This is a genomic window from Acetobacterium wieringae (assembly GCF_023700225.1).
Lineage (GTDB): Bacteria > Bacillota > Clostridia > Eubacteriales > Eubacteriaceae > Acetobacterium > Acetobacterium wieringae.
Genome location: NZ_CP097897.1, coordinates 1,928,589 through 1,950,056, shown reverse-complemented (window position 1 = coordinate 1,950,056; position 21,468 = coordinate 1,928,589). Strand labels below are relative to the sequence as shown.

The window sequence follows — 21,468 nt, the reverse complement described above, 5'->3', positions numbered from 1 at the left end:
CCTAAAAAATTCCCCCGCCCCAGCTATTGCCGGGACGGGGGAGAATGGCGGCCTTTTGGCCGCTATTTTTGGGCGGATTTTTGGTTAAATGAAAACCGGGCGGGCTCTGTTTAAATCAGGGTCTCCACCTCCACCAGCAGATCGGTGCGGGTATAGGGGATGATCAGTTCAACCCGGCCGACGGCGCCGGGGGCGACCTCGTAGGGGTTAAAGAAGACGCAGACCCCGGTGGTAGTGAGGTAGTAGGGGGAGTTGGTCCCCAGCTTGCCAGCAATGGCGGTCAGGTCAATGTCGCTGTAGTTGGGGTCGGTATTTTTAAGCTGCTGGAATTCGGCGGTCAGTTTGGTGCTGATCTGGCTATCGGGGATTGCCAGCAGATCCCCCAGCAGCAGTTCATCCCCGGTTCTGGTGCCAAAGCTGTGGGCGGTGATCTCGCTGTTGCCATGGGCGCCGCCGCTATAGCGATACTGTTCCTGGGTCACTGAGATGATATTGTTATTGTTATAGGTAATCGCTGCGGTGACGTTGTTTTCGTATTTTCCAGCCGCAGGGACTGGCCCGAGGTGCCGCTTGTCTGGCCGGCGCTTTTTCAGTCCTGCCAGCCGATATTCTGGACATGGGTGCGATAGTTGGCAGTGGGCAGCACCGTTTCGGTGCCGATGGTTTCAGCCAGAATGCTCTGGGGCAGTGTCAGCACCATCAGGATTGTCACCAACATGACCGCAAGCCGGTACAATTTGTTTTTCATTTTGTTAACCTCGCTTTCATCGGTTTGTCTTGATACCGGTTTGGTGATTCGGGCGATTAATAATGACCACAGGTCAGACTCTCGCCCAGATGAACTTCAAAAACTAATCCAGTACCGACAATTGTTACATCATGTTGTGACCTAGGGGTCAGACCCTACGCATCGGAGCGGACACGGCGTAACCTGTCCGATTCCGTAGCGAACAACAGATTAACAATTGGTCGGTACGGTATTGTGCGCCGGCCTCAGCCCGGTCAGTGGTCAATTGGCTACCTGATAAGGCGGTTGCTCGGCGGAGTCAACACTAAAGTAGGTGCCCTTGGGGGCGACCTCGATCTGGATCGCTTCGAGGCGGTAGCCGTAGCCGGAGGTACCAGCCATTTCGCCGTTTTTACCCCAGCCCATCCAGCCGAAGTTCTGGCAATGGACCCGGTAATAGACATCAAACTGGTCGGCGTCGGCGCCGACTAACTGAATTTCAATGGCTTCCAGCCGCAGACCCATGCCGGAGGTGCCACTGACTTCTTTGTCGTAGTGCCAGGGGGCCCAGCCGATGTTCTGGATATGGGTGCGATAGGCGACGCCCAGGTCGTAGCCGGATTGGACCAACTGAATCTGGATCGCTTCGAGGCGCAGACCCATGCCGGAGGTGCCGGAGACTTCGCCGTTTTTGCAGTCATACTGCCAGCCCACGTTCTGAATATGGGTGCGGTAATAGACATCTACGTCGGAAGTTGCGGCACCTTTTACAGTAATCGTGTAGCTGGTGGTCTGGCCGCCGACGGCAATGGTCAGGGTTTTGGTGCCGGTGGTGGATGAATCAAAGCCGCTGACATTGGCGGCCGTCACCGTTTCGGTCCGGGTGGAACCATCGCTGTAGCTGCCGGTGACCACCAGACCGGAAAGATCCAGGGACTCACCCAGCTGATAGACCAGCTTATTGGCTGGGGTGGTAATGGCAATGCCGGTTAAGGTGACGGCGCTCTGGCCGCCGGTAAAGGCCTTGATACAGACATTGTCGCCATCATTGGCGCCGGTGTCATACCAGTTGCCATTGAGGTCATAGCTGATAAAGCTTTCCCCGGCATTGGCTCTGGCCTGGCTGGTATAATTGGAAATGACCGTTTCCATCGGAATCGGCGAACTGGTCTGGGGACTTACGTACTTGATCACCACCGCAAATTTCTGGTTGGCGGTCAGTCCCACTGGGGTATTGAGTTTTGCGGTGTAATAGCCATCTTGGGCAAAGGTGACAGTCTGGGTGGCCCGCAACTGACCGCTGCTGGGGTTGCTGGCGGCAACGTCGGTATAGATCCGGATTTCGGCAGTGGTATTGGGGCCAGCCGAATAGGTGGAAATGGCGGTCAGGTTTTCACTGGCGGCGGCGGTAAAGATATTGGCTCCCCAGGCTGACCCGTCGGGGGTGTTGTAGCCCTGGGATGCCGTTCTACCCAGGGGATCATACTGGTAGATGCGGTTGTAATTTGTGGTGGCTTCGGCATTGTTAAAGGCAGCTAAGGAATTGGTGGCATAGGTGTCGTAGTAGGAGAGATAGAAATAGCCCCCATCACCCCAATCGCTGCCCCAGCTGTTCTTGATGATCCAGGCGCCTTTTCCCGGCGGTGGGGTGGCAAAATTGCTGCGGTCGTAGTTGTCATCCCAGCCGACCACCAGCACGGCGTGATCGGTACCGGCTGAGCCGTTGTAGTAGAGGGCTGAGGTGTTTTGGTTAAAGTAACTGGGGTTATCCACAGCGCTGGCGTAAAGGGAGGTAAAGACAGCGCCGCCATCCATCAGCGCCTGCTTTAAAGCGGTAGCTGATTTGGGCAGAAACTCAGCCTGCTGGATGTGATAAATGGGAGCCAGACCGGTTTGGCCGGTGGGGTAGGGGTCGCTGCTTTCACTGACGGGACCGTTCCAGCGGGCCATGTAGGCCAGCGACATGCTGGCGTTGCCACCGCTTTCGGGGCCGTTGTCAAAGCCGTGATTCCAGCGGATGTTATTTTCGGACAGATCGGCGGTGACAGATGGTCGCAGTGTCGATTCCAGCGAACCGAGGCTGGCAAAGGTCCAACAGACCCCCAGGTTACCCTGATGCTTGACAGGGGTGAGGCGGCCGGTTAAGCGCAGATCATAGCTGGCCGGGAAGCTGGCGGTGTCGATGCTGTCGGTTGTCACCGTTTCGACCCGGGCCAGTGGTTCGGGAATATAGCCAAGTCCATAACCAGTGGCGGTGGCGGTGGCAATCGTTCCGGCTTCCAGGTCGGACAGATACTGGACAAATTCGGGATTTTGCGGAGCTTTGGTGAGGGTGGGGGGATCATCCGCCCAGACACCGGGCGAGACGATCAGAAAACTGGCCAGACCAAGGAGAAGCACCGCCAAAGCGTGTTTTACTCGTTTTTTCATTTTGATCATCCTTTCTTTCAGACATGATCAGGTTGGGTCATGGCAAAACTGCCGCAAGCGTTGCGCCCCGCTTCACAATGACCAAGCGATCAGGTGTGAATGAATCGGGCATGGCAAAGAACGATTACGTGACGTCTTAATCCGATGGGTGTTACTCATGATATACCACCTTTGGGGACGATTATTCAAAAAGTCACTGTTTAAAGCGCCGGGTTTGGGGGTATCAATAAAAACATCCGCTCACTAATCTAAATAATAAAAGGGGGAACTACTGATGCGATCCTTAAAATATAAACTGGCGCCACTGGGGGCCGCCCTGGTGCTGGGAGGGCTGCTGCTAAGTGGCTGCACCACCGCTTCCACCGCCACCAATAATCCCACCAAAATACCGGAAACCACCGTCACCACCACGGTTAATCCGGCCAATGCGGCGGCTACCAGGCGGCTATGAAATTTTATCTGGCAGTAACCCTGGATCAGTCCCGGGCCCAGCTGGAAACAATGCTGGGGGTGCCCGGTGAAATCCAGGCCGATGGCCAGGTGGCCTATCGGGATTCGGACAGCGGCTATGGGGTACTGATCCGCTTTGGGGAAGACGATGCCGTTTTTGCCAAGCGGCTGTTGCCGTCGGGCCGATCCCCGGAACTGGCGGCGCTCAACCCCTTTCCGGTGACCGACAAACAGGCCTATCGGATGGCCGCCGGCATGCCCTTCTACGAGGTTCAGGATGTGATGGGCAGCGATGGCATTGAAGTCAGCCTGAGCAAACCGGAAGCCGGAAGTACCAAGCAGGTTACCGGGTTGGGCTGGTTCAATCCCGATGGCTCCTATGCGGTTGTTTATCTTAACCTGCCCCAGGGACTGGTGGTTGGGTCGGAATTTGTGGCTGGCCCTGCCTGACCGGCCGGTCAGGTTGTCGGGCAGCCCCGGCAGCTCCTTTGGGGCTGCTTTTTTGTGCGCTTCATAAAAATTGCCAACAGACCAATTTTTTTGTTGCATCCGAGGGCAGATGGCTTATAATGAAAGCAATGCACGCCAACGGCAAACTGCGCATCAGGAAAGGGACACGCTATGGATAAAAACCCCAAAAACCCCCATCAGGGCCACCGTCAGCGGCTTAAAGCCCGGGTCTTAAGTGAAGGGATCGACAATTTTGAGGACCATCAGATTCTGGAGCTGCTGCTGTTTTACGCCATCCCGATGAAGGACACCAACGCCCTGGCCCATCGGCTGATTGGCCATTATGGCTCGCTGGCCGGGGTTTTTGATGCGAATCCCCGGGATCTTAGCGCTTTGGTCGGGGTCACCGAAAACACCGCCCTGCTGCTGAGCCTGATCCCGGCCCTGGCCCGGCGCTATCAGCAGGGCAAGCTGGTGCCCAAGGCGGTGCTTGGCAGTACCACCGCCGCCGGTGAATACGCCGTGTCGTTATTTACTGGGCGGCTTAACGAGGTCTTTTACGTGATCTGTCTGGATAGCCAGAACAAGGTCAACCAGGCCACCCTGCTTCACGAAGGCACCATCAACGAAGCTCCGGTTTACCCCCGGCTGATTGTCGAAACCGCCCTGCGCCATCAGGCCGCCAGCATCATTCTGGCCCACAACCACCCCGGCGGCAGCCAGCGGCCCTCCCAGGCCGATCTTGATGTCACCCGGAGGATCAGGCAGGCCACCGAGGCCATCGCCATCCCGGTGGTGGATCATATCATTGTGGCCGGGGATGGCTATTACAGTTTTGCCGAGAACCGGGTGCTGTGAGGAGCCGATAAAAAAAGGCACCAACCAAAAACGGTTGGTGCTTTTTTTGCCCTGAGGGCACTCTTTATTTCGGCGGGTTTAACAGGGCCAGAATTCGGGACAAAAACATCGTGATGTTCACCGGTTTGGTGAAGTAATCGGCAAAGCCCATGGCAAGGCCCTTGTCGATATCGGGGGCCATGGCGCTGGCGCTGAGGGCCACCACCGGGATGCTGCTGGTTTCGGCAGTGGTTTTCAGCCGTGCCAGCACCTCGTAACCGTCCATTCCGGAGAGATGTATATCCAGAATAATCAAATCCGGTTGTTGGCTATGAGCCAGCTCAAGCCCCTGCTCTCCGCTATTGGCCGTTAGCAGCTCAATGTTGGGGATTTTGGCAAAGGTCGATTCCATCAGTTTCAGGTTGGTCTGATTATCTTCCACATACAGCAGCCGACAAGGGTGGACAGCCAGGGTTTGAAGCACGTCGTCAGCGATCAGAAGGGCATCATCAGGGCGGTCAGCCCGCTCGGTAAAGGGGATTGTCAGACAGAAATGACTGCCATCGCCAGGGGTGCTGGTCACCTCAATGCTTCCGTTAATCAGTTGGCTGAGCTGCTTAACCAGGGTTAAGCCAATGCCGGTGCCCTCAACGACGTTACTGGTTTCGGGCAGCCGCAGGAAGGGCTCAAAGATCGCGCTCAGCTGGTCAGCGGGAATGCCCAGACCGGTGTCGATGACATGGAAGTACAGGTGATCGCCGTTTTCTTCCAGGCGGATGGTTACCTGGCCGTCTGGGCGGTTATACTTGATGGCATTGGAAATCAGATTGATCAGGATCTGTTTGAGTCGGGTGCGGTCGGTCACGGTGGTCAGGGTAGCCGGTTCCGGGGGCTCAAAGCTGAGTGTGACCTGGTTCTGATCGGCCAATGGCTGCATCAGCGAGAGGATTTCGCCCACAAGTGTGATCAGCTCCACCGGTTCATTAGACAGCGAAAACCGGCCGGATTCGATCCGGGACAGATCGAGAATTTCATTGATTAGATTCAACAGATGGTCCCCGGCCCGGATGATTTCAGTGACATATTGTCTTTGCGATTCGGAAAGGGGTTCCTTGGGATTGAGTTCCATCAGCTGAGAAAAGCCTAAAATTGCGTTAAGCGGGGTCCGCAATTCATGACTCATACTGGATAAAAACTTCGACTTGGCCCGATTGGCTTTTTCCAGCTCCTGGTTGGTAGCGCCCAGTTTCTGGCCCATGGCAATCAGGTTGTGGGCGGTTTCTTTGAGCTCAGTCACCGGCATTGGTGGTTCCGGCTGATAATAATCACCCTGACCGATTTGCTCCAGAACGGCATTGATTTTATTAAGCGGCTGCGAGATATTTTTGCTCATGACATAGGAGCGCTTGAATAAAATATAAAAAACACCGAGTAAAACAGAATCAGCCCGGCAATCATCAACAGCCCGATTTGGTTAAGCGACTGGTTGATGGCATTGGTCTGTTGATAGACATGGGCCTTTGGGACAATTACCAATAGTTTCCAACCGGTTGATGCCACGGTATTCCAGGAAACCAGCTGGGGTTGGTTGTTTAAGGTAATTTCAGTTGCGCCATTTTGAGCGCGTTTTAATCGTTCGGCCACGGCGGCAAATTCCGGCCGTTTGTAGACATTGAAATCATCCGGTTTAAAGGTGTCCTGAGTAATGGCTTCGTCGTAATGATGGTCGGTTAATTCATGCAGTCCCCAGTCGGCCTCACCCTGTTGGGGCAGGGCCAGAATGGTGCCGTCCTTACCAACCAGGATGCCATAGCCCTGCCATGGAAATTCCCAGTTGAGGATCTGGTTGGCAATGGTGCTGATGGTGACATCGATGCCGACCACCCCTTCCAGAAAATCGCCGTTATAAACCGGGGCAATCGCCGAAGCCATCCAACCCTGACCGGCCGGATCAAGGTAGGCATCGGTCCAGACCACTTTTTTCTGGGCATTATGAATATAATCGGCCTCATAATAAAAATTATAGTCGGGGATGTTCATTTTTTCCGGATATTGTTCCAGTACATTAAAATAGGGATAGATAATGTTGAGGGAATCAAAACTGTTAAAATAAACGGAGGTCGTTAAGGGATGGGTGGCAATGATGTCTTTCATCAGTGGCTGCAGCGCCAGTAGCCGGGCGGTCTTATCCCGTTCGGGGGCATCAATCGGCAGGACGCCGCTGTAAAAAACCGCCGCCCCGCCATCAGGCTTATCGCTGGTGGTTACATAGGCGCCGTTGTCGGCATAAGCCAGACGGGTAGCATCGTCACTGCCCAAAGCCGATGGGCTTGCCAGGGCCTGGCTGGTTTGTTGCTGATACAACGCCGCCACCTGGCCGACATCGTAAATCTGTTTATCAATCAGCTCGGCTTCTTTTTCAGCCAGTAGATTGAGTTCCAGATTGACGGATTCCTCCAGAGCCGCCGTGGTTTCCCAGCGGGACCAGTTGTTGGCGCTAAAATAGATCCCCACAAAAACCAGCTCGACCACCACCAGCGGGATCAGGGCTGTTTTAAGATAGGATTGCCAAATCCACTTAAAGACCGGGATTGGTTCGGTATTATTTTTTTTCATTGCTCCAGTCTCCTTGGTGATGTGTTGACAGTAAACCTTAATTACAATCGGTACGGATTTTAATGAACCGGTCCACATTGTCCAAAAACAGGCCCAGCAGCTCCGGATCAAAATGATGCCCGGCTTCCCGGGTCATTAAGTCCAGGGTGTTTACCATCGTCCAGGCTGGTTTATAGGGGCGCACCGACAAGAGTGCATCAAAAACATCGCAGATGGCCGTAATGCGTCCCTCTAAGGGAATGGCGTCAGCTGCTAATCCGGCCGGATAACCGCTGCCATCCCATTTTTCGTGATGACTCAAGGCAATGACCTCGCCCAGCTGCAGCACCGCCCCGGCGCTGCCGGTTAAAATGTCGGCTCCCTTCTGGGTATGGGTTTTCATGATGGCCATTTCAGCGGCGGTCAAGGGCCCGGGTTTTAAGAGAATCCCATCAGGGATGCCGATTTTGCCGATATCATGCATCATCGCCGCCGGGGTCAGGCGCTGGCAATGGCTTGCTGAAAGTCCCGCCAACAGGCCCAGCACAGCGGCGTACTGTCCGATCCGTATGATGTGGTTGCCGGTATCATCGTCCCGGAATTCGGCTGCAATCAGCAGTTTATTGACCAGTTCCAGCTGGATGTTCTCAATTTCCCGGGTTCGTTCGGCAACCCGTTCCTCCAGCAGACGATTATTTTGCTTGGTGGCGTTATGGAGCAGGCGAATCTCCAGCAGGTTGGTTACCCGCATGATTACTTCGGCATGATCAAAGGGTTTGCCGATAAAATCCCGGGCGCCCAGCTCCAGCGACTTTAGCCGGTTTTCTTTATCGCTCTGAGCAGTAATCACAATCACTGACAGATAGTCATCGTTCTCCAAGGCATTTAATTGGTTAAGAATGTCAAAGCCGTCAAGGTAGGGCATTTTTAAATCCAAAAGTAGCAGATCCGGCTTGAAGGTCTGATAGGTGGCCACCACCTCCCGGGAATCCGTCAGGGTGACAATATGGGTATAGCCGCTGATTTTTAATAATTGCTCCAATAAAAAGACATTGGCCGGGGTATCGTCAACGATCAGGATCCGGGAATTCTGCTTAATGAAGGCCATCGTTTTTGCTAGCATGTTATCACCTCAATTGCATTACTGTGACTTATGAATGGTTTATTTTACCACACCAGGAAAACGATTGCAATGATTCTAAACTACTCCGGAGATAAATTAATTAAGAGTGATGTGATGACAAATATGTATCCGTAAAAGTTGCTGACTCATGCCGCAGCTACATCAATGACCAGCCCTTTGCCAAGATTGCTGATGCATGGGCTATGATCTGCGCTGGGTCTACCGCCTCCATGCCCGGGGGCTGGCGGATGTGATGCAAGTGCCGGGTCAGCGGGAACTGTAAGAGTCAGGATGAGAATAAACAATCAGCTGTTTGTTAATCCTTTTTTGATTACTCCATGACAGTATCTTTAAATAAAAAATAATTGATCTGTTTAATCAGCTCATACGGTTGGGTTGGCGGGGCTTTTGTGGGTTCATTGCTTATCCCCAGCGAACATTTATCCCGGCTAGGGTTGGCATTATCGCCAGAATGACGTATAATAAATCATTAATCAGACGTTGCCAGCTAGCCGTGCTGCCGTTTTATTGCATTCCGATGAAGGATACCAACGAACTGGTCCACGCCCTGATCGGCTATGATGGTTTTACTGCGAACCGGTTGTGATAACAGCGTGAACGGTCGGTCAGGAAAGGAGCGAGAACATGACAAATCAAAAGACGCACTGGCAGTATCCGGTCACCCGTCATCACCGGGGGATCACTGCGGTGGTGACGGCGGTGATCGGTGAACTGCTGTTCACCTTTTTTCTGCTGGTTGGTTTTGGGGACACTGTCTGGTCCCTGCCGGCCAGTGGCGTTATCAGCCTGATGATGCTCACCCTGGGTTTATATGGGGTCAGTCTGTCCCGATCCGGTCGCGGCGGCGTCACCATCACCGCTGATGCGCTGATCATTGAGCGGGGCCGGCAGCGGGTGGTCCTGCCGTGGTCGGCAATGGAACCCGTCGTCTTTGGGGGTGTTTTCCAGCCCTGTCTCAAACTGCAAGCCGGATCAGCCCGGGGGGTCATCTATAAAGCGCTGCCGGGCTATCCGTTACTATGGGGACAGCTGTCAACAACGCTGGCCCAGGCTTGGCCATCAAACCGCGAACTGCGGTTTAACTGCCATCGGACCCAGCATCAGGGCGCCATCGCCGCGGCAATCCTGTTGTTCTGGACTGCCGCCATTTTGCTGGGGTTGGTCATCCCGGCTGGACAGACCACTGTGCTGACCGGCACCGTCGCCGTTATTTTTGGGCTGGCCGGGGCCCTGGGGGTGGGGGCGATGCTGCGGATCAGACGGTCCTACCACCTAGACGAAGCAGGGATCACCTGTCGCGCCTGGGGCCGGACCACCTTCATTCCGGTAGCGGCGATGCAGGCGGTGGTTCTGGAGCAGGCGATGATCCGGGAACTGGCGGTGGGTTACCGTTATCGCGGGGAAGCGATGACCACAGCGGTGCGTTATGCCCCGGCCGCCCTGGGGCTGGAGGTTGTACTGCAGCTTGAGGACGGCAATTGGCGGTGGGATGAGACCATGACCGGTTTTCCGATGGAGCGGCTTTATGAAGAACTCTGTCACCGTTACCACCTGCCCGGTCAGTTTGTGATCCCGGAGATGGCGGCCCGATGAGCGGGCCCGGGGTGGTTTTGCCCGCTGGCATCAGCGGACCCAGGATGATGGGAGGGAGGAAGCTTGATGATTAAACAGGGTTGGTGGTTGCTACTACTGATCGTGCCAGCCGGTGGAGCGCTGGTTGGCGGCTTGCTGCTGGGGGACGAGCTGGTCTGGGGGCTGGGGCTGGGCTTTTTAGTGTTTGGGTTGCTGTTTATTCCGGTGTTGGTGCTGCGAGCCAAGCGGTTGGGCCGGTCGGAAACCGACCCGGAGCTGGCCAGTTGGTCTTATTCCCGGGCTGAAGCCCGCCAGGTAGCCCGGGATCTGCTAGCCTGGCAGCGCCAGCGAAACCGCTGGCTGGCACCCTTTACAGCTGGCTGTCTGGCCCTGATGGGCGGTATTTTTGTGGTGGTGCTGCATCAGCAGTTTCCCGAACCGCCACTCTGGCAATGGCTGTGGTTGCTGCTGCCGGCGGGATTGCCCGGGGTTATCCGGGGCCTTTATCACCTTTATCTGCGACAGCAAATTCTGAGCACCCCCTGCGAAACCCGAATCGGCCGTCATTTTCTGATCTGGGGCAATGTCCGCCCGGTCTTTAATCAACGCAATACCCTGACGGCGGTGGCGGCAGAGCTGGACACCGAAACGGATCGGCATTATCTGAAGATCCACTATCATAGTACCGAGCACCTGCGCTACGGTCAGGCGGCCTTTGACGATTGGGTTTGCCTGCTGATTCCGGCTGGCCGTGACAGCGACGCCCAGGCCGTGATCAAAGCGCTACAAGATGACCAACGGTGTGGTTGATACCACCATTGTGATAACAGGCCCCGGCTAACGCCATCACAAGCCCATCATTTCATCCCCCATCCGGATCACACTGCCGGATGGGGGTTTTTGTGATTTTGCGCAGCACCAATATAATCGCTTTTTAAGAGAAATCAGATATACTGATAATATATAGACTGGTTCGCTGCCCGGCAGTGACCGGTAATCCCCCATGAAAGAAGAAAAAATGTATAACAACGATTATATCATGCGGATGATTGAAGATATGTCGGTTTTTTTAGCCAATGTGGTTTTTCACAAAAACGCCGCCGCCATTGAAATCTTTGACGAACAGGGCAACCTCTCCGCCAGTGGTTTATTACAGCTGCAGCTGCTCGCACTGATCGGCGAAGGCCGGCTCAATGACGCTGAAAACCTGCTGTTTGAGAAAATCGCCGCCCGACCCGACCCGGCTTATCTGCCGGTTGCCCGGGATTTTTATACCCAGCTTGAGACCCTCAACGATGAAGCCCTGACAGAGGCCGGCTTTTCCCGGGATGAAATCAGGGAAGGCTGTGAGGATATAGAGAGGCTTTATCAGCAGGGGGAAATTAAGTAGAGAATCAGCAAAGACCAGCCGAGATGCCCGGTAATCGGGATCAAATTTTTCAGGACGATCTTGCCACAAAAAGCACCAGCTCTTACGGGTTGGTGCTTTTTTTAGCAAATGTCAGGGTTTGCGGGAGCAATATAATCGATAGGGCGTTTTTGTTGACAAAAAAGGCGGAATTATTGTGAGAAAGTTTTGAAATCGGCCGGGAAAAGCGTATAATTAAAGAATGTGATTCGTTTACAGATCATTCGCCGCAGCCGCCCCTACTTTCCCAACAGGGAAGCAGCTGCCGTCAACCACCACGGTTTCACCGGGTGAAATGATCATATTTCCCCCGGCTTGAGCATGTCAAAATTAATCAGATCGAAAGGCTAGATACGATGGCTGATACAAAACTAAAATTGCTGCGGGTGCTTGATATCCTCCGGCAAACCGATGCTGATCATCCGCTGACCACCGCGCAGATCGCTGATCAACTCAATCGTTACGACCTTAGCGCCGAGCGCAAGGCAATCAACCGCGATATCCAGGTTCTTAAGCAGGCCGGTTACGACATCCGGCTCTGTCCGGACAACAAGCGGGGCTATTATCTGGCCAGCCACAGCTTTGAAACCTGGGAACTGAAGGTATTAATCGATGCCATCGTCAGTGCCAAGTTTCTGACCGAGGCGGACAGTCGCGCCATTGCCGCCAAACTGATGGCCCAGGATAGTCAGGCTAACGCTCAGTTATTAGCCCGGGTAACACCGGTCAATACGCACATCAAGCAGGATAACCCGCAGATCAAAGAAACCATCGGCGCCCTGCTCACCGCCATCCGCCAGCAGCGGAAGGTCCAGTTTCAGTATCAGTCGACCAATTCCGAAATGAAAAAAGAATTGCGCAAAGGCGGCTACTGCTACCGGATCAATCCCTATGCGCTGACCTGGAAGGACGAACACTATTATCTGATCTGCAATCTCGACAAGTATGACAACCTCGGTTATTACCGGCTCGACCGGATCGTCAATTTGACCATCCTCGATGAACCGGTCAAAGATGCCGTGGCGCTGCTGGGGAAAAACCCCCGCCATCGGATTGATGACTATATCGCCACCGCGATCTACTGTCATACCGGCAAAAAGATCAATCTGCGGCTGCTGTGCCAGTACGGCATGGAGGATGAAATCTGCGATTATTTCGGCAGCGACCACTTTCACAACAAGCGCCCTGATGGCTTTGAATGCCATATCCGGGTGATGCACAGCCAGGGCCTGATCTACTGGCTGATGCAGCATGGCAGCAAGGTTAAGGTGCTGGCTCCGGAAGCGGTCAAAAAGGAACTGCTGGATTGCCTCCGGGCGACTTTGGATCAGTATCGCGACGACACCAAAAAGCAGCGGGTCCGGGTCATGACACGACCCAACAAGAGGGACGAGGTTTAAAAAGCGCCTCGCCCCGCTGCCGACCCGCCGATCAGACACTTGCGGGCATTGCTTTATCCGGAACAGGGCCGGATTTTTTTTATTTTTTGAAAAAAAGTATCCACCTGTCCCATTTTTGACCAGGGACGGGGCGTATGATGGAAGCATTAAATAAAGAAAGAGGTACAAAATGAAAACTGCAAAATTAGTGATTGGGATTATTTCGATGGTTCTTTCGGTCTTTGTGCTGTTTCAGTCCTGCGCCGCCGGGATTGTCAATTCGTTAGAAGGCAGCGGTCAAGTCAGCGGGACGGCCGGGGTGATGGTTGCCGTGTGTCTGATCATCGCCGGGATTGTCGGCGTTGCCACCCGCAATTCGACCCGCAAAGGCGGCACCCTTACGGCCGCCGGCTTTTATCTGGTCGCCGCCTTATTCGGTGGAATCCAGGCCGGCAATTATACCGATCTGTATTTCTGGTCTTTTATGGCCTGGGCCTTTGCCGCGGGTTTTTATTGTCGATGGCTTTTATGACGATGCTGTCTGGGAAGAAAGCCGCTGGTGGCAGCAGGCCTGGCTGATTACGCTGGCCCTGATCGTCTTTCCGCCGGCGGGGATCGTGCTGCTTTGGATCAGCAAGCGTTTTAACCTGGCGCCGAAAATTATTTCCACCGTTATTTTCGCCCTCGGTTTTCTGATCATACTGGGAAATCTCGGTGGGGTCTTTTCTACCACGACACCCGTCACTGCCGACAGCACCACAGTCCCGGCAGCCAATGCCACCACAACCAGCAACACCGCCCAGTCTGCGGCAAAACCGGCCCCGGAAAAGAAGGTCTACGGTCCCGGTGAAACCTGGACTGTTGACGGTCAGTTTGCCCTGACCTTCACCGCCGCCAGCCTGACTGACGAGCGCAACCAATTTTCTGAACAAAACCCGGCTCAGGTAGTGATTCTCAGCTACGATTATGAAAATCTGGGGGTCGAGAAGAACTTCATGGAGCTTTATATCTCATCCAATAATTTCAAGGTCATTGATGGGGCTGGAGTGATGGCTGCCACCTACCCGGCCAGCACCTCCGGCAACCCCCAGAAAACCCCCATCGGGGCCCGCTGTGTCGGCGCCCAGCAGGCTTACGGGCTGGTCAATGCCAGCGGTGAAATCACTGTTCAGGTGGAGGTCTATGGCAACAATTACAAATCCTACCCGGCCAGCTTCAAGCTGCCAATCAGTTAGGGCTGAAAAATTCTGGCACACACCGTGCCACATCTTGTCAGGCCCAAGAAAGGATGTAATAATAGGATCAGGTGTTTCAACCGGTGCGTGGTGGTGGCCCGCACCGGGTTTTTTAGCAAATGTCACGATTTGAAAGCGCGCTATGCTGGACAGGGCGTTTTTGTTGACAAAAATGGCGGATTTTTTGTGAGAAAGTTTTGAAATCGGCCGGGAAAAGCGTATAATTAAATGATGTGATTCGTTTACAGATCATTCGCCGCAGCCGCCCCCTACTTTCCCAACAGGGAAGCAGCTGGCGGCGAAACAGCAGACAGAAAGAGGACCGTATGAGCAGCTATCAGATCGGCGGCGCGCCGTCACCCACAACTGTATCACCGGGGGGACTGATCATTTTTACCCCCAGCTTATGGAGGCCATCCGCCGGGCCGTTAAGATTGAGTTTAACGTATCCTTCTTAATGACCTCCGGTGTCCGGCTGCTCCTTGAAGATCTTCAGGCCGCAACCGCCGCCGGGGTGCCGATGACCATTCTCTGCACCAATTATCTCAACATTACTCAGCCCGAAGCCCTGTTTCTGCTTAAAGATGCCCTGGGGGACCGGCTTGATCTGCGTTTTTACAATGTTCCCAACCAGTCCTTTCACGCCAAGGCCTATTTTTTTACCTATCCCGATTACGAGGAGGTCTTTGTCGGTTCCTCCAACTTGTCCCGTTCGGCCCTGACCAGCGGCATCGAGTGGAATTACCGGATTGATGGCCGGACCAGTCCCGACGACTGCGCCTTTTTTCGTCAGAGCTTCGAAACCCTGCTGAATCAGCACAGCATCCCCATTGATGACCGGGAACTGAAACGCTATGCCAAACAATGGGTGCGGCCCAAAATCTACAACCAGCTGGAGGCCTTTGATACCGCTGATGCGCCGGGCGAAGAAACCCCGGATACCACTGACCGGGTGGCCCAGCCCCGGGCCGGTTATGCCGTGGCCGGGGACGAACCGACACCCCCGGCGCCGCTGATTGCCTTTCCCCAGCCCACCGGTGCCCAGGTGGAAGCCCTTTATGCCCTCAAGCAGTTCCGCCGGGAGGGGCTGGACAAGGGCCTGATTGTGGCTGCCACCGGCATCGGCAAAACCTTTCTGGCGGCCTTTGTCTCCCGGGACTTTAAGCGGATACTGTTTGTCGCCCATCGCGATGAAATTCTCAGTCAGGCTGAACACAGCTTTAAATGCGTGCGCCCGGCGCTGACCACCGGCCACTTCAACGGCAGCCGCAAAGATACAGGGGCTGACATTATTTTTGCCTCGGTCCAGACCCTGGGGAATCCCGCCTATCTGGAAAACGGCCCCTTTGCCCCGGAAGCCTTTGATTATCTGATCATCGATGAATTCCATCACGCCGTGTCCGACTCTTACCAGCACATCATTGATTATTTCAAGCCCCGCTTTCTGCTGGGCCTGACCGCCACCCCGGAACGGCTGGACAATCAGGATGTTTTTGCCCTCTGCGACTACAACGTGGTTTACGAGGTGCGGCTCAAAGAAGCCATCAACAAGGGCTGGCTGGTGCCCTTCCGCTACTATGGCATTTATGACGCTCTGGATTATGACCAGGTCGATTTCCGTAACGGCCAGTATGACAGCGAGCAGCTGGCCGAGCTGGCCAGCGTCAACAAACGGGGCAACCTGATTTTTAAACACTACGCCAAATATGGCAGCCGCCGGGCCCTGGGCTTCTGCATCAACCGCCGCCACGCCCTCTATATGACCGCTTATTTCCGGGAGCAGGGGATCAATTGCTGCGCGGTGATCAGCGGTGCCGTCAATGCGGAACACCGGGAACTGACCCGGGAACGGGAAGCCGCCATCAGCGAACTGAAAACCGGGAAGCTTGCGGTCATTTTTTCGGTAGATATGTTCAACGAGGGGCTGGATATTCCCGAACTGGACATGGTGCTGTTTCTGCGCCCGACCCAGTCGCCGATTGTCTTTCTGCAGCAGCTGGGCCGGGGCCTGCGTAAGAGCCGGGGCAAAACCCATGTCAAGGTGCTGGATTTTATCGGGAACTATAAAAAGGCCAATCTGGTGCCCTTTTTCCTGACCGGCACCGCCCCGCCGGAAAGCGGTGGTCGTCGGGGATATACCCTGCCCGGCGAAACGGAGTATCCCGAGGACTGCCTGGTGGATTTTGATTTCAAGCTGATTGATCTGTTTAAGAAAATGGCCGCCGACCAGAAGAAACTAAAAGACCGGGTCAGCGACGAATTTTTCCGGATTGCCGATCTGCTGGGACGCCGCCCGCTGCGCCGGGATCTTTACATTCATCTGGATGAAACCCTGTACCGGCAGATCCGCAGCAAAAAAGAACTCAATGTTTTTCGGGATTATCTGGGCTTTCTGGAGGCCATCGGTCAGACCACCCCGGCTGAAAAAGAACTATTGGGCAGCTTCGGCCACCAGTTTCTTAACACCATCGAAAACACCGCCATGGCCAAAACCTATAAGATGCCGGTGCTGCTGGCTTTTTATAACGTCGGCGAGATCAAACGGGAGATTGATGACGATGATCTCTACCGTAGCTTTAAAGCCTTCTACGAAAAAGGCTCCAACCGCATCGATCTGCTCCGGGACAAAGCCACCGCCGGTGCCATGGACTGGGGCAAAAGCGAATACGTCAGTCTGGCCAGGCGCAACCCGGTGCATTTTCTGGCTCAAACCGCCGGGGAGTTCTTTTATCAGGAGGATGACCGTTTTTGTCTGGCGCCGGAACTGGGCGTCTTTGTGACCAACCCGGTGTTTGTTGAACATTTCAAAGACATCATCGATTACCGCACCAAGCGATTTTATAAAGAGCGGCTGGAAAAACTGGAAATTCAGGAGCAAGTCGCCGAAACCACCAGATAATAGGAGACCATCATGAGAAAAACCAATAAAACCCTGCAATACTATAATCAGACTGCCCAGTCCTTTGTCCAGGGCACCATCGATGCCGACCTGGGCAAGCTGCACCGCCGCTTTTTAAAGCTGCTGCCGATCCAGGCCCACATCCTCGATCTGGGCTGCGGCTCCGGCCGGGATGCCAAAGCCTTTATGGATGCCGGTTATCAGGTTACCGCCATCGACGGCTCTGAGGGCTGCTGCCGACTGGCTGGCGATTACATCGGCCAGCCGGTGCTCTGCCAGACCTTTGACGAGTTGGATTTTGACCAGTCCTTTGATGGCGTCTGGGCCTGTGCCTCGCTTTTACATGTACCCTATGCCGAACTGACCGACATCTTTGAGCGAATTGCCCGGGCCTTACGACCCGGCGGATTTTTATACGCTTCCTTTAAATATGGGGATTTTGAAGGGGAGCGGAATGGCCGCTATTTTACCGATCTGACCGAAGCACGGCTGGCGGCGGTGCTTGAGCCGGTGGCAGGATTGACGGTGGTGGAGACCTTTGTGACTGGGGATGTGCGGGAAGGCCGGGGGGATGAGCGGTGGTTGAATATTATCGTGAATAACACAAAATTAGTAAATTAACTTGAAGTATAAATCTATTTTATAAAAAACACATAATTCAGACTATAAGGAGTTAAAATGGAAAATATTGGTATTCTGCATCTATCAGATTTTCATACAAGTCAAGAAAGTATAACTAAACTAAGTCGTTTAAATAAAATTTTTATTGATGATGCAAAAACAGTAAGTGCTGAAAAAAAAGCAAAAATAGAGATCTTGTGTATCACGGGGGATATGATAAACGATGGTTCAAAAGGTTCAGTTGAATATGATCTCTTTTTTGAAAATATTTTATTACCGATAATTGAAGAACTGCATATACCAGAAGAAAGAGTTTTTATAGTACCAGGTAATCATGAAGTAGATACAAAAAAAATAAATGAATTTACTGAAAGTGGAATGATTAGCACATTAATTGATAAAGAAAAAATTAATGGTTTCATGAAGAATCTTGAAAATGAAAACATAAAAAGAATAACAGAATTTAATGAGTTCAATAAGCTTTTTAAGAAGGAAAAAGAAATTGTTATTAATCAATTGGCTTCATGCTATATAACAAAAGTAGGTAGTCTAGAAATAGGGTTAGCGTGCATAAATTCTGCCTGGAGATCAAGTGGTAGGGGGGGCATTGAAAAAGGTTTAATGATTATAGGGGAAAATCAAGTTAGAGAATGTGCAAATGCATTAGATGAGTGTGATATAAAAATATGCATGTTTCATCATCCCACAAGTTGGTTGGCAGATTGTGAACAACTAAATGTAGAAAAACAGCTAAATGGATTCGACATGGTATTAAATGGACATATACATGAATTGGATTCGAAACATATTACTGATTTTATTGGGGAAACACTTTACAATGTTACGGGCAAGTTTGATAATTCATGTGATTATTATAATGGCTACTCTTTTTTAGCAATCAATCCTAATTCATATAATTGTAATATAGTTGCACGTCATTTTCAAGACAAGAGAAACTGTTATGAAAAAGCGGCACACTTAAATAGTACAGGGGAATTTTCGATAGATTTGAAATCCAAAGATAAAGATAAACAGAACGCTTACTTAATAGTTAATTCAATAAATACACCATTTATGGAATATGCTAACAGTTATCTGGTGACAAATGTTGTCGAAGGCTACAACAAAAATACATTTGATCAACTTTTCATAGAACCAAAATTTAAATTACTTACTGAATATAAAAAAGAATTGACGGTGGAACACGATTCGGTTGAAAATGTAGAATTAGAAACTGGTATCGATGAACAATGTGATAAAGAAATTAAATTAAAAGAATTGTTTTTAGATGATAATAATTATTTCATTAATGGTAAAAAAGAAATTGGGAAAACCACTCTATTACACTACTTTGTTAAACATTTCTGTGAGAATTTTAAAACATTTGGTAAAGTACCTATAATAATTGAGTGTCTGGGGCAAAAATTTAGAGGAAACACACCAATAGAAAAGTTAATTCAAACATTTATTATGAATTATGCTGATAATGATTTCAAGATTAATATGAATGATATAATTTGCTTACTAAATAAAGGTCTAGTTATTGTACTTTTTGACAACTTTGATTCATTAAAGAAAGATTCAGATGAAAAAAGTATAAAGTCAATAAATGAATTTCTGTCAAACTACCCAAATTGTAGATATTTTTTTACTGAAGATGAAACTATAAGAAACTTTGATTATGAAGATGAACTTTATATCGCGTGTCAATATAAAAAAATATATATGCAATCGATGTCCAAGAATCAGATTCGTTCTCTAACGGAAAGGCTTATTGGTATTTCAGATAGCGAGAAATGTACGCCAATTGTGGATAAACTATTAACGTGTTTTCAAAACACAAATTTACCAAAAACTCCTTTTGTTACATCTTTGATTCTTTCAGTATGTAAAGAAAACAAGACATTTGAACCAGTTAATGAAGCTATAATAATGGATAATTTTATGGAAATACTGCTTGAAAAAATTTCTGCTGGTGATGCCATAAGAAGCCAATATGACTATAATTTAAAAATCGATTTTTTACAGTATTTAGTAATGGAGATGAAGAAGAATAATAGATTTTATTTTTCTTGCTTGGAGTTTAATCAAATTACCCTTGATTATCATAAATATCATGGTTTTGATCTGAGATCAAGTCAATTTAATACTTTGTTTTTCAAAAAAAATATATTGCTACAAGATGATGAAAAGATCAAATTTAGATATTCGTGTATGATTGAATATCTAATAGCAAAGAAAGCAAAAGACAATACTGATTTTTTGGATGAAATTATGTGTGAAGACAGATATCTTGATTATTATAATGAACTTGTATTTTATACAGGATTAGTAAAAAACGGAAAGGGAATACTAGCATATATAGAAAATATATTTGAAAATCTGTTGAATAATTACGAATCTATATTAGATGAGCTAACTGATTATAACATCATGTTTCAACACACAATAACAAAGGAAAAACTAGAAACTGAATTATTGGCAGAAAAAAGACTAACTATTGAAGAACGGGATGAAATTACCGACAAAAATGATAATTCATCACAAGACGATTCGATTAATAAAAAAAGAGTCGAAGGTGATATAGAAAAAAAGAAGATGAGAAATTTCTGGTGACTATGTTACTCTATGGGCAAATATTAAAGAATTGCGAAACTCTGTCAAAAAATCAAAAAGAAAGAATATTAAAGAATTATTTAAAAGGCCTAAGTATTTGCTTAGCAAAATTAAAAATGAATTTGGAGAGCTACTATAAAAATAAGATTGATTCATGTGCCGATGATGAAAAAGAAGCACAAGAAAGAAAATTTTCTAGAATAGCAAGCGATGTTTTCAAAATATCATTTCCTTTAGTGCTAGAAAACATGGCGCTAGAAAATATTGGAACGGAGAAACTAAAGATAATTTTGTCAGAAGCCTTTGAAAATCGACAAGATTTTAGTGATTTCGAAAATCTTGTGATTACATTTTTATGTGCAGATCTTGGTTTAAAAGATGGATTGAAGTACATCAGGAAATTTGCTAATATGACTACGACAAGAAGTATGCTCACAATCACATATTTCAAATTGCAATTTTATTATAAATTTTGTTATTTTCCAAATAGTATGGATAATGAACTGAGAAGTTTAATATTAGACGTACACAGCAAAGTTTATAAGGGAAAGTATAGCCCATCACTTTGTTTTAAAAACAGCAACAACCCAAAATCTAAAGGGATGGAGAAACTTAAGAGACAAAAAAGAGAAGCACAATGAACGAAATGTTATAATTAGCTTTAGTAAATCTTCTATTCAAAGGAGTACCCCATGAAACACTACCAAGTCGCAGCAGCCATCATCACCTACCAAAACGAAATTTTATGCATGCAGCGCCCCGAATCCAGCTATCCCTATCTTTCTTATAAATACGAATTCCCCGGTGGCAAAATCGAAGCCGGGGAGACTGTCGAGGCCGCTCTTTCCCGAGAATTACAAGAAGAAATGGCCCTGGCCGTGACGGTGAAACCGGAAGATTTTTTCTTAACCGTCAATCACCAGTACCCCGATTTTTCAATCGAAATGCATAGCTATATTGTTCGGGTCGATAATAAAGCCTTTGAGCGCTTAGAACACCATCATCATTGCTGGCTGACCGCCGAACGCTTAAGCGAACTGGACTGGGCGCCAGCAGATATCCCCATTATGGAAAAACTGATGTTAAAATAGCATCGCGAGAAAAG

General features: G+C 50.3%; 21 protein-coding genes and 1 pseudogene. 15 read left to right on the top strand and 7 right to left on the bottom strand.

The window, feature by feature from the left end; genetic code table 11:
- Positions 1–110 precede the first annotated feature (110 nt).
- The 4 genes and pseudogenes from CHL1_RS09545 to CHL1_RS09535 all read right to left on the bottom strand — a co-directional run bounded on the left by CHL1_RS09545 (position 111) and on the right by CHL1_RS09535 (position 3,157).
- Positions 111–482, bottom strand: a complete 372-nt coding sequence (locus tag CHL1_RS09545; RefSeq protein WP_250932567.1) for an RsiV family protein — start codon at positions 480–482, stop codon at positions 111–113.
- 56 nt (positions 483–538) lie between these two features.
- Positions 539–586 (bottom strand): annotated as a pseudogene (locus CHL1_RS18510) (hypothetical protein); the annotation flags it as partial.
- Between the two features lie 3 nt (positions 587–589).
- On the bottom strand, positions 590–748 hold the full coding sequence (locus tag CHL1_RS09540; RefSeq protein WP_250932565.1) for a hypothetical protein: 159 nt from the start codon (positions 746–748) through the stop codon (positions 590–592).
- Positions 749–1,009: 261 nt separating this feature from the next.
- Positions 1,010–3,157 carry a lectin like domain-containing protein gene (locus CHL1_RS09535; RefSeq protein ID WP_250932563.1) on the bottom strand — a complete coding sequence of 716 codons (2,148 nt, stop codon included), beginning with the start codon at positions 3,155–3,157 and terminating at the stop codon, positions 1,010–1,012.
- A gap of 274 nt (positions 3,158–3,431) precedes the next feature.
- Here CHL1_RS09535 and CHL1_RS09530 point away from each other — a divergent pair, with 274 nt between their 5' ends.
- From CHL1_RS09530 to radC, 3 genes are all read left to right on the top strand, one after another.
- Positions 3,432–3,608, top strand: coding sequence for a hypothetical protein (locus CHL1_RS09530; protein WP_250932561.1), 177 nt, complete (start codon positions 3,432–3,434; stop codon positions 3,606–3,608).
- Positions 3,605–4,057 (top strand): hypothetical protein, encoded by a 453-nt coding sequence (locus CHL1_RS09525; protein ID WP_250932560.1) that lies wholly within the window; start codon positions 3,605–3,607, stop codon positions 4,055–4,057. Before CHL1_RS09530 ends, CHL1_RS09525 begins: the two co-directional genes overlap by 4 nt.
- Before the next feature lie 171 nt (positions 4,058–4,228).
- Positions 4,229–4,915, top strand: a complete 687-nt coding sequence (gene radC / locus CHL1_RS09520) for a RadC family protein (protein WP_250932559.1) — start codon at positions 4,229–4,231, stop codon at positions 4,913–4,915.
- A gap of 64 nt (positions 4,916–4,979) precedes the next feature.
- Here radC and CHL1_RS09515 read toward each other — a convergent pair whose 3' ends face one another.
- The 3 genes from CHL1_RS09515 to CHL1_RS09505 are packed head-to-tail and all read right to left on the bottom strand — an operon-like array spanning position 4,980 to position 8,612.
- Positions 4,980–6,287: an ATP-binding protein gene (locus tag CHL1_RS09515; RefSeq protein ID WP_250932557.1), complete on the bottom strand. Its 1,308-nt coding sequence runs from the start codon at positions 6,285–6,287 to the stop codon at positions 4,980–4,982.
- Positions 6,284–7,510: a PDC sensor domain-containing protein gene (locus tag CHL1_RS09510; RefSeq protein ID WP_250932555.1), complete on the bottom strand. Its 1,227-nt coding sequence runs from the start codon at positions 7,508–7,510 to the stop codon at positions 6,284–6,286. Before CHL1_RS09510 ends, CHL1_RS09515 begins: the two co-directional genes overlap by 4 nt.
- Positions 7,511–7,547: 37 nt before the next feature.
- Positions 7,548–8,612: an HD domain-containing phosphohydrolase gene (locus CHL1_RS09505; RefSeq protein ID WP_250932553.1), complete on the bottom strand. Its 1,065-nt coding sequence runs from the start codon at positions 8,610–8,612 to the stop codon at positions 7,548–7,550.
- Positions 8,613–9,084: 472 nt separating this feature from the next.
- On the opposite strand from CHL1_RS09505, the gene CHL1_RS18345 reads away from it, so the two are divergent.
- From CHL1_RS18345 to CHL1_RS09450, 12 genes are all read left to right on the top strand, one after another.
- Positions 9,085–9,219, top strand: coding sequence for a hypothetical protein (locus tag CHL1_RS18345; protein ID WP_276520375.1), 135 nt, complete (start codon positions 9,085–9,087; stop codon positions 9,217–9,219).
- 38 nt (positions 9,220–9,257) lie between these two features.
- A complete protein-coding gene (locus CHL1_RS09500) occupies positions 9,258–10,226 on the top strand; it encodes a hypothetical protein (protein WP_250932551.1) in 969 nt (322 codons plus the stop codon).
- Positions 10,227–10,292: 66 nt separating this feature from the next.
- The gene (locus CHL1_RS09495) at positions 10,293–11,015 is read left to right on the top strand and encodes a hypothetical protein (protein WP_250932549.1); all 723 of its coding nucleotides are present in this window, start codon (positions 10,293–10,295) and stop codon (positions 11,013–11,015) included.
- Positions 11,016–11,208: 193 nt separating this feature from the next.
- A complete protein-coding gene (locus CHL1_RS09490; protein WP_250932547.1) occupies positions 11,209–11,595 on the top strand; it encodes a DUF6483 family protein in 387 nt (128 codons plus the stop codon).
- 374 nt (positions 11,596–11,969) lie between these two features.
- A complete protein-coding gene (locus CHL1_RS09485; protein ID WP_250932546.1) occupies positions 11,970–13,013 on the top strand; it encodes a helix-turn-helix transcriptional regulator in 1,044 nt (347 codons plus the stop codon).
- Between the two features lie 169 nt (positions 13,014–13,182).
- Positions 13,183–13,524 (top strand): hypothetical protein, encoded by a 342-nt coding sequence (locus CHL1_RS09480; RefSeq protein WP_250932544.1) that lies wholly within the window; start codon positions 13,183–13,185, stop codon positions 13,522–13,524.
- The gene (locus CHL1_RS09475; RefSeq protein WP_250932542.1) at positions 13,490–14,227 is read left to right on the top strand and encodes a hypothetical protein; all 738 of its coding nucleotides are present in this window, start codon (positions 13,490–13,492) and stop codon (positions 14,225–14,227) included. Before CHL1_RS09480 ends, CHL1_RS09475 begins: the two co-directional genes overlap by 35 nt.
- 406 nt (positions 14,228–14,633) lie before the next feature.
- Positions 14,634–17,126 (top strand): DEAD/DEAH box helicase family protein, encoded by a 2,493-nt coding sequence (locus tag CHL1_RS09470; protein ID WP_250932540.1) that lies wholly within the window; start codon positions 14,634–14,636, stop codon positions 17,124–17,126.
- A 12-nt stretch (positions 17,127–17,138) separates the two neighbouring features.
- A complete protein-coding gene (locus CHL1_RS09465) occupies positions 17,139–17,747 on the top strand; it encodes a class I SAM-dependent methyltransferase (protein ID WP_250932538.1) in 609 nt (202 codons plus the stop codon).
- 57 nt (positions 17,748–17,804) lie between these two features.
- The gene (locus CHL1_RS09460) at positions 17,805–20,363 is read left to right on the top strand and encodes a metallophosphoesterase (protein ID WP_250932536.1); all 2,559 of its coding nucleotides are present in this window, start codon (positions 17,805–17,807) and stop codon (positions 20,361–20,363) included.
- Positions 20,360–21,004, top strand: a complete 645-nt coding sequence (locus CHL1_RS09455) for a hypothetical protein (RefSeq protein ID WP_250932534.1) — start codon at positions 20,360–20,362, stop codon at positions 21,002–21,004. Before CHL1_RS09460 ends, CHL1_RS09455 begins: the two co-directional genes overlap by 4 nt.
- 51 nt (positions 21,005–21,055) lie before the next feature.
- On the top strand, positions 21,056–21,454 hold the full coding sequence (locus CHL1_RS09450; protein ID WP_250932532.1) for a (deoxy)nucleoside triphosphate pyrophosphohydrolase: 399 nt from the start codon (positions 21,056–21,058) through the stop codon (positions 21,452–21,454).
- Positions 21,455–21,468: the final 14 nt, after the last annotated feature.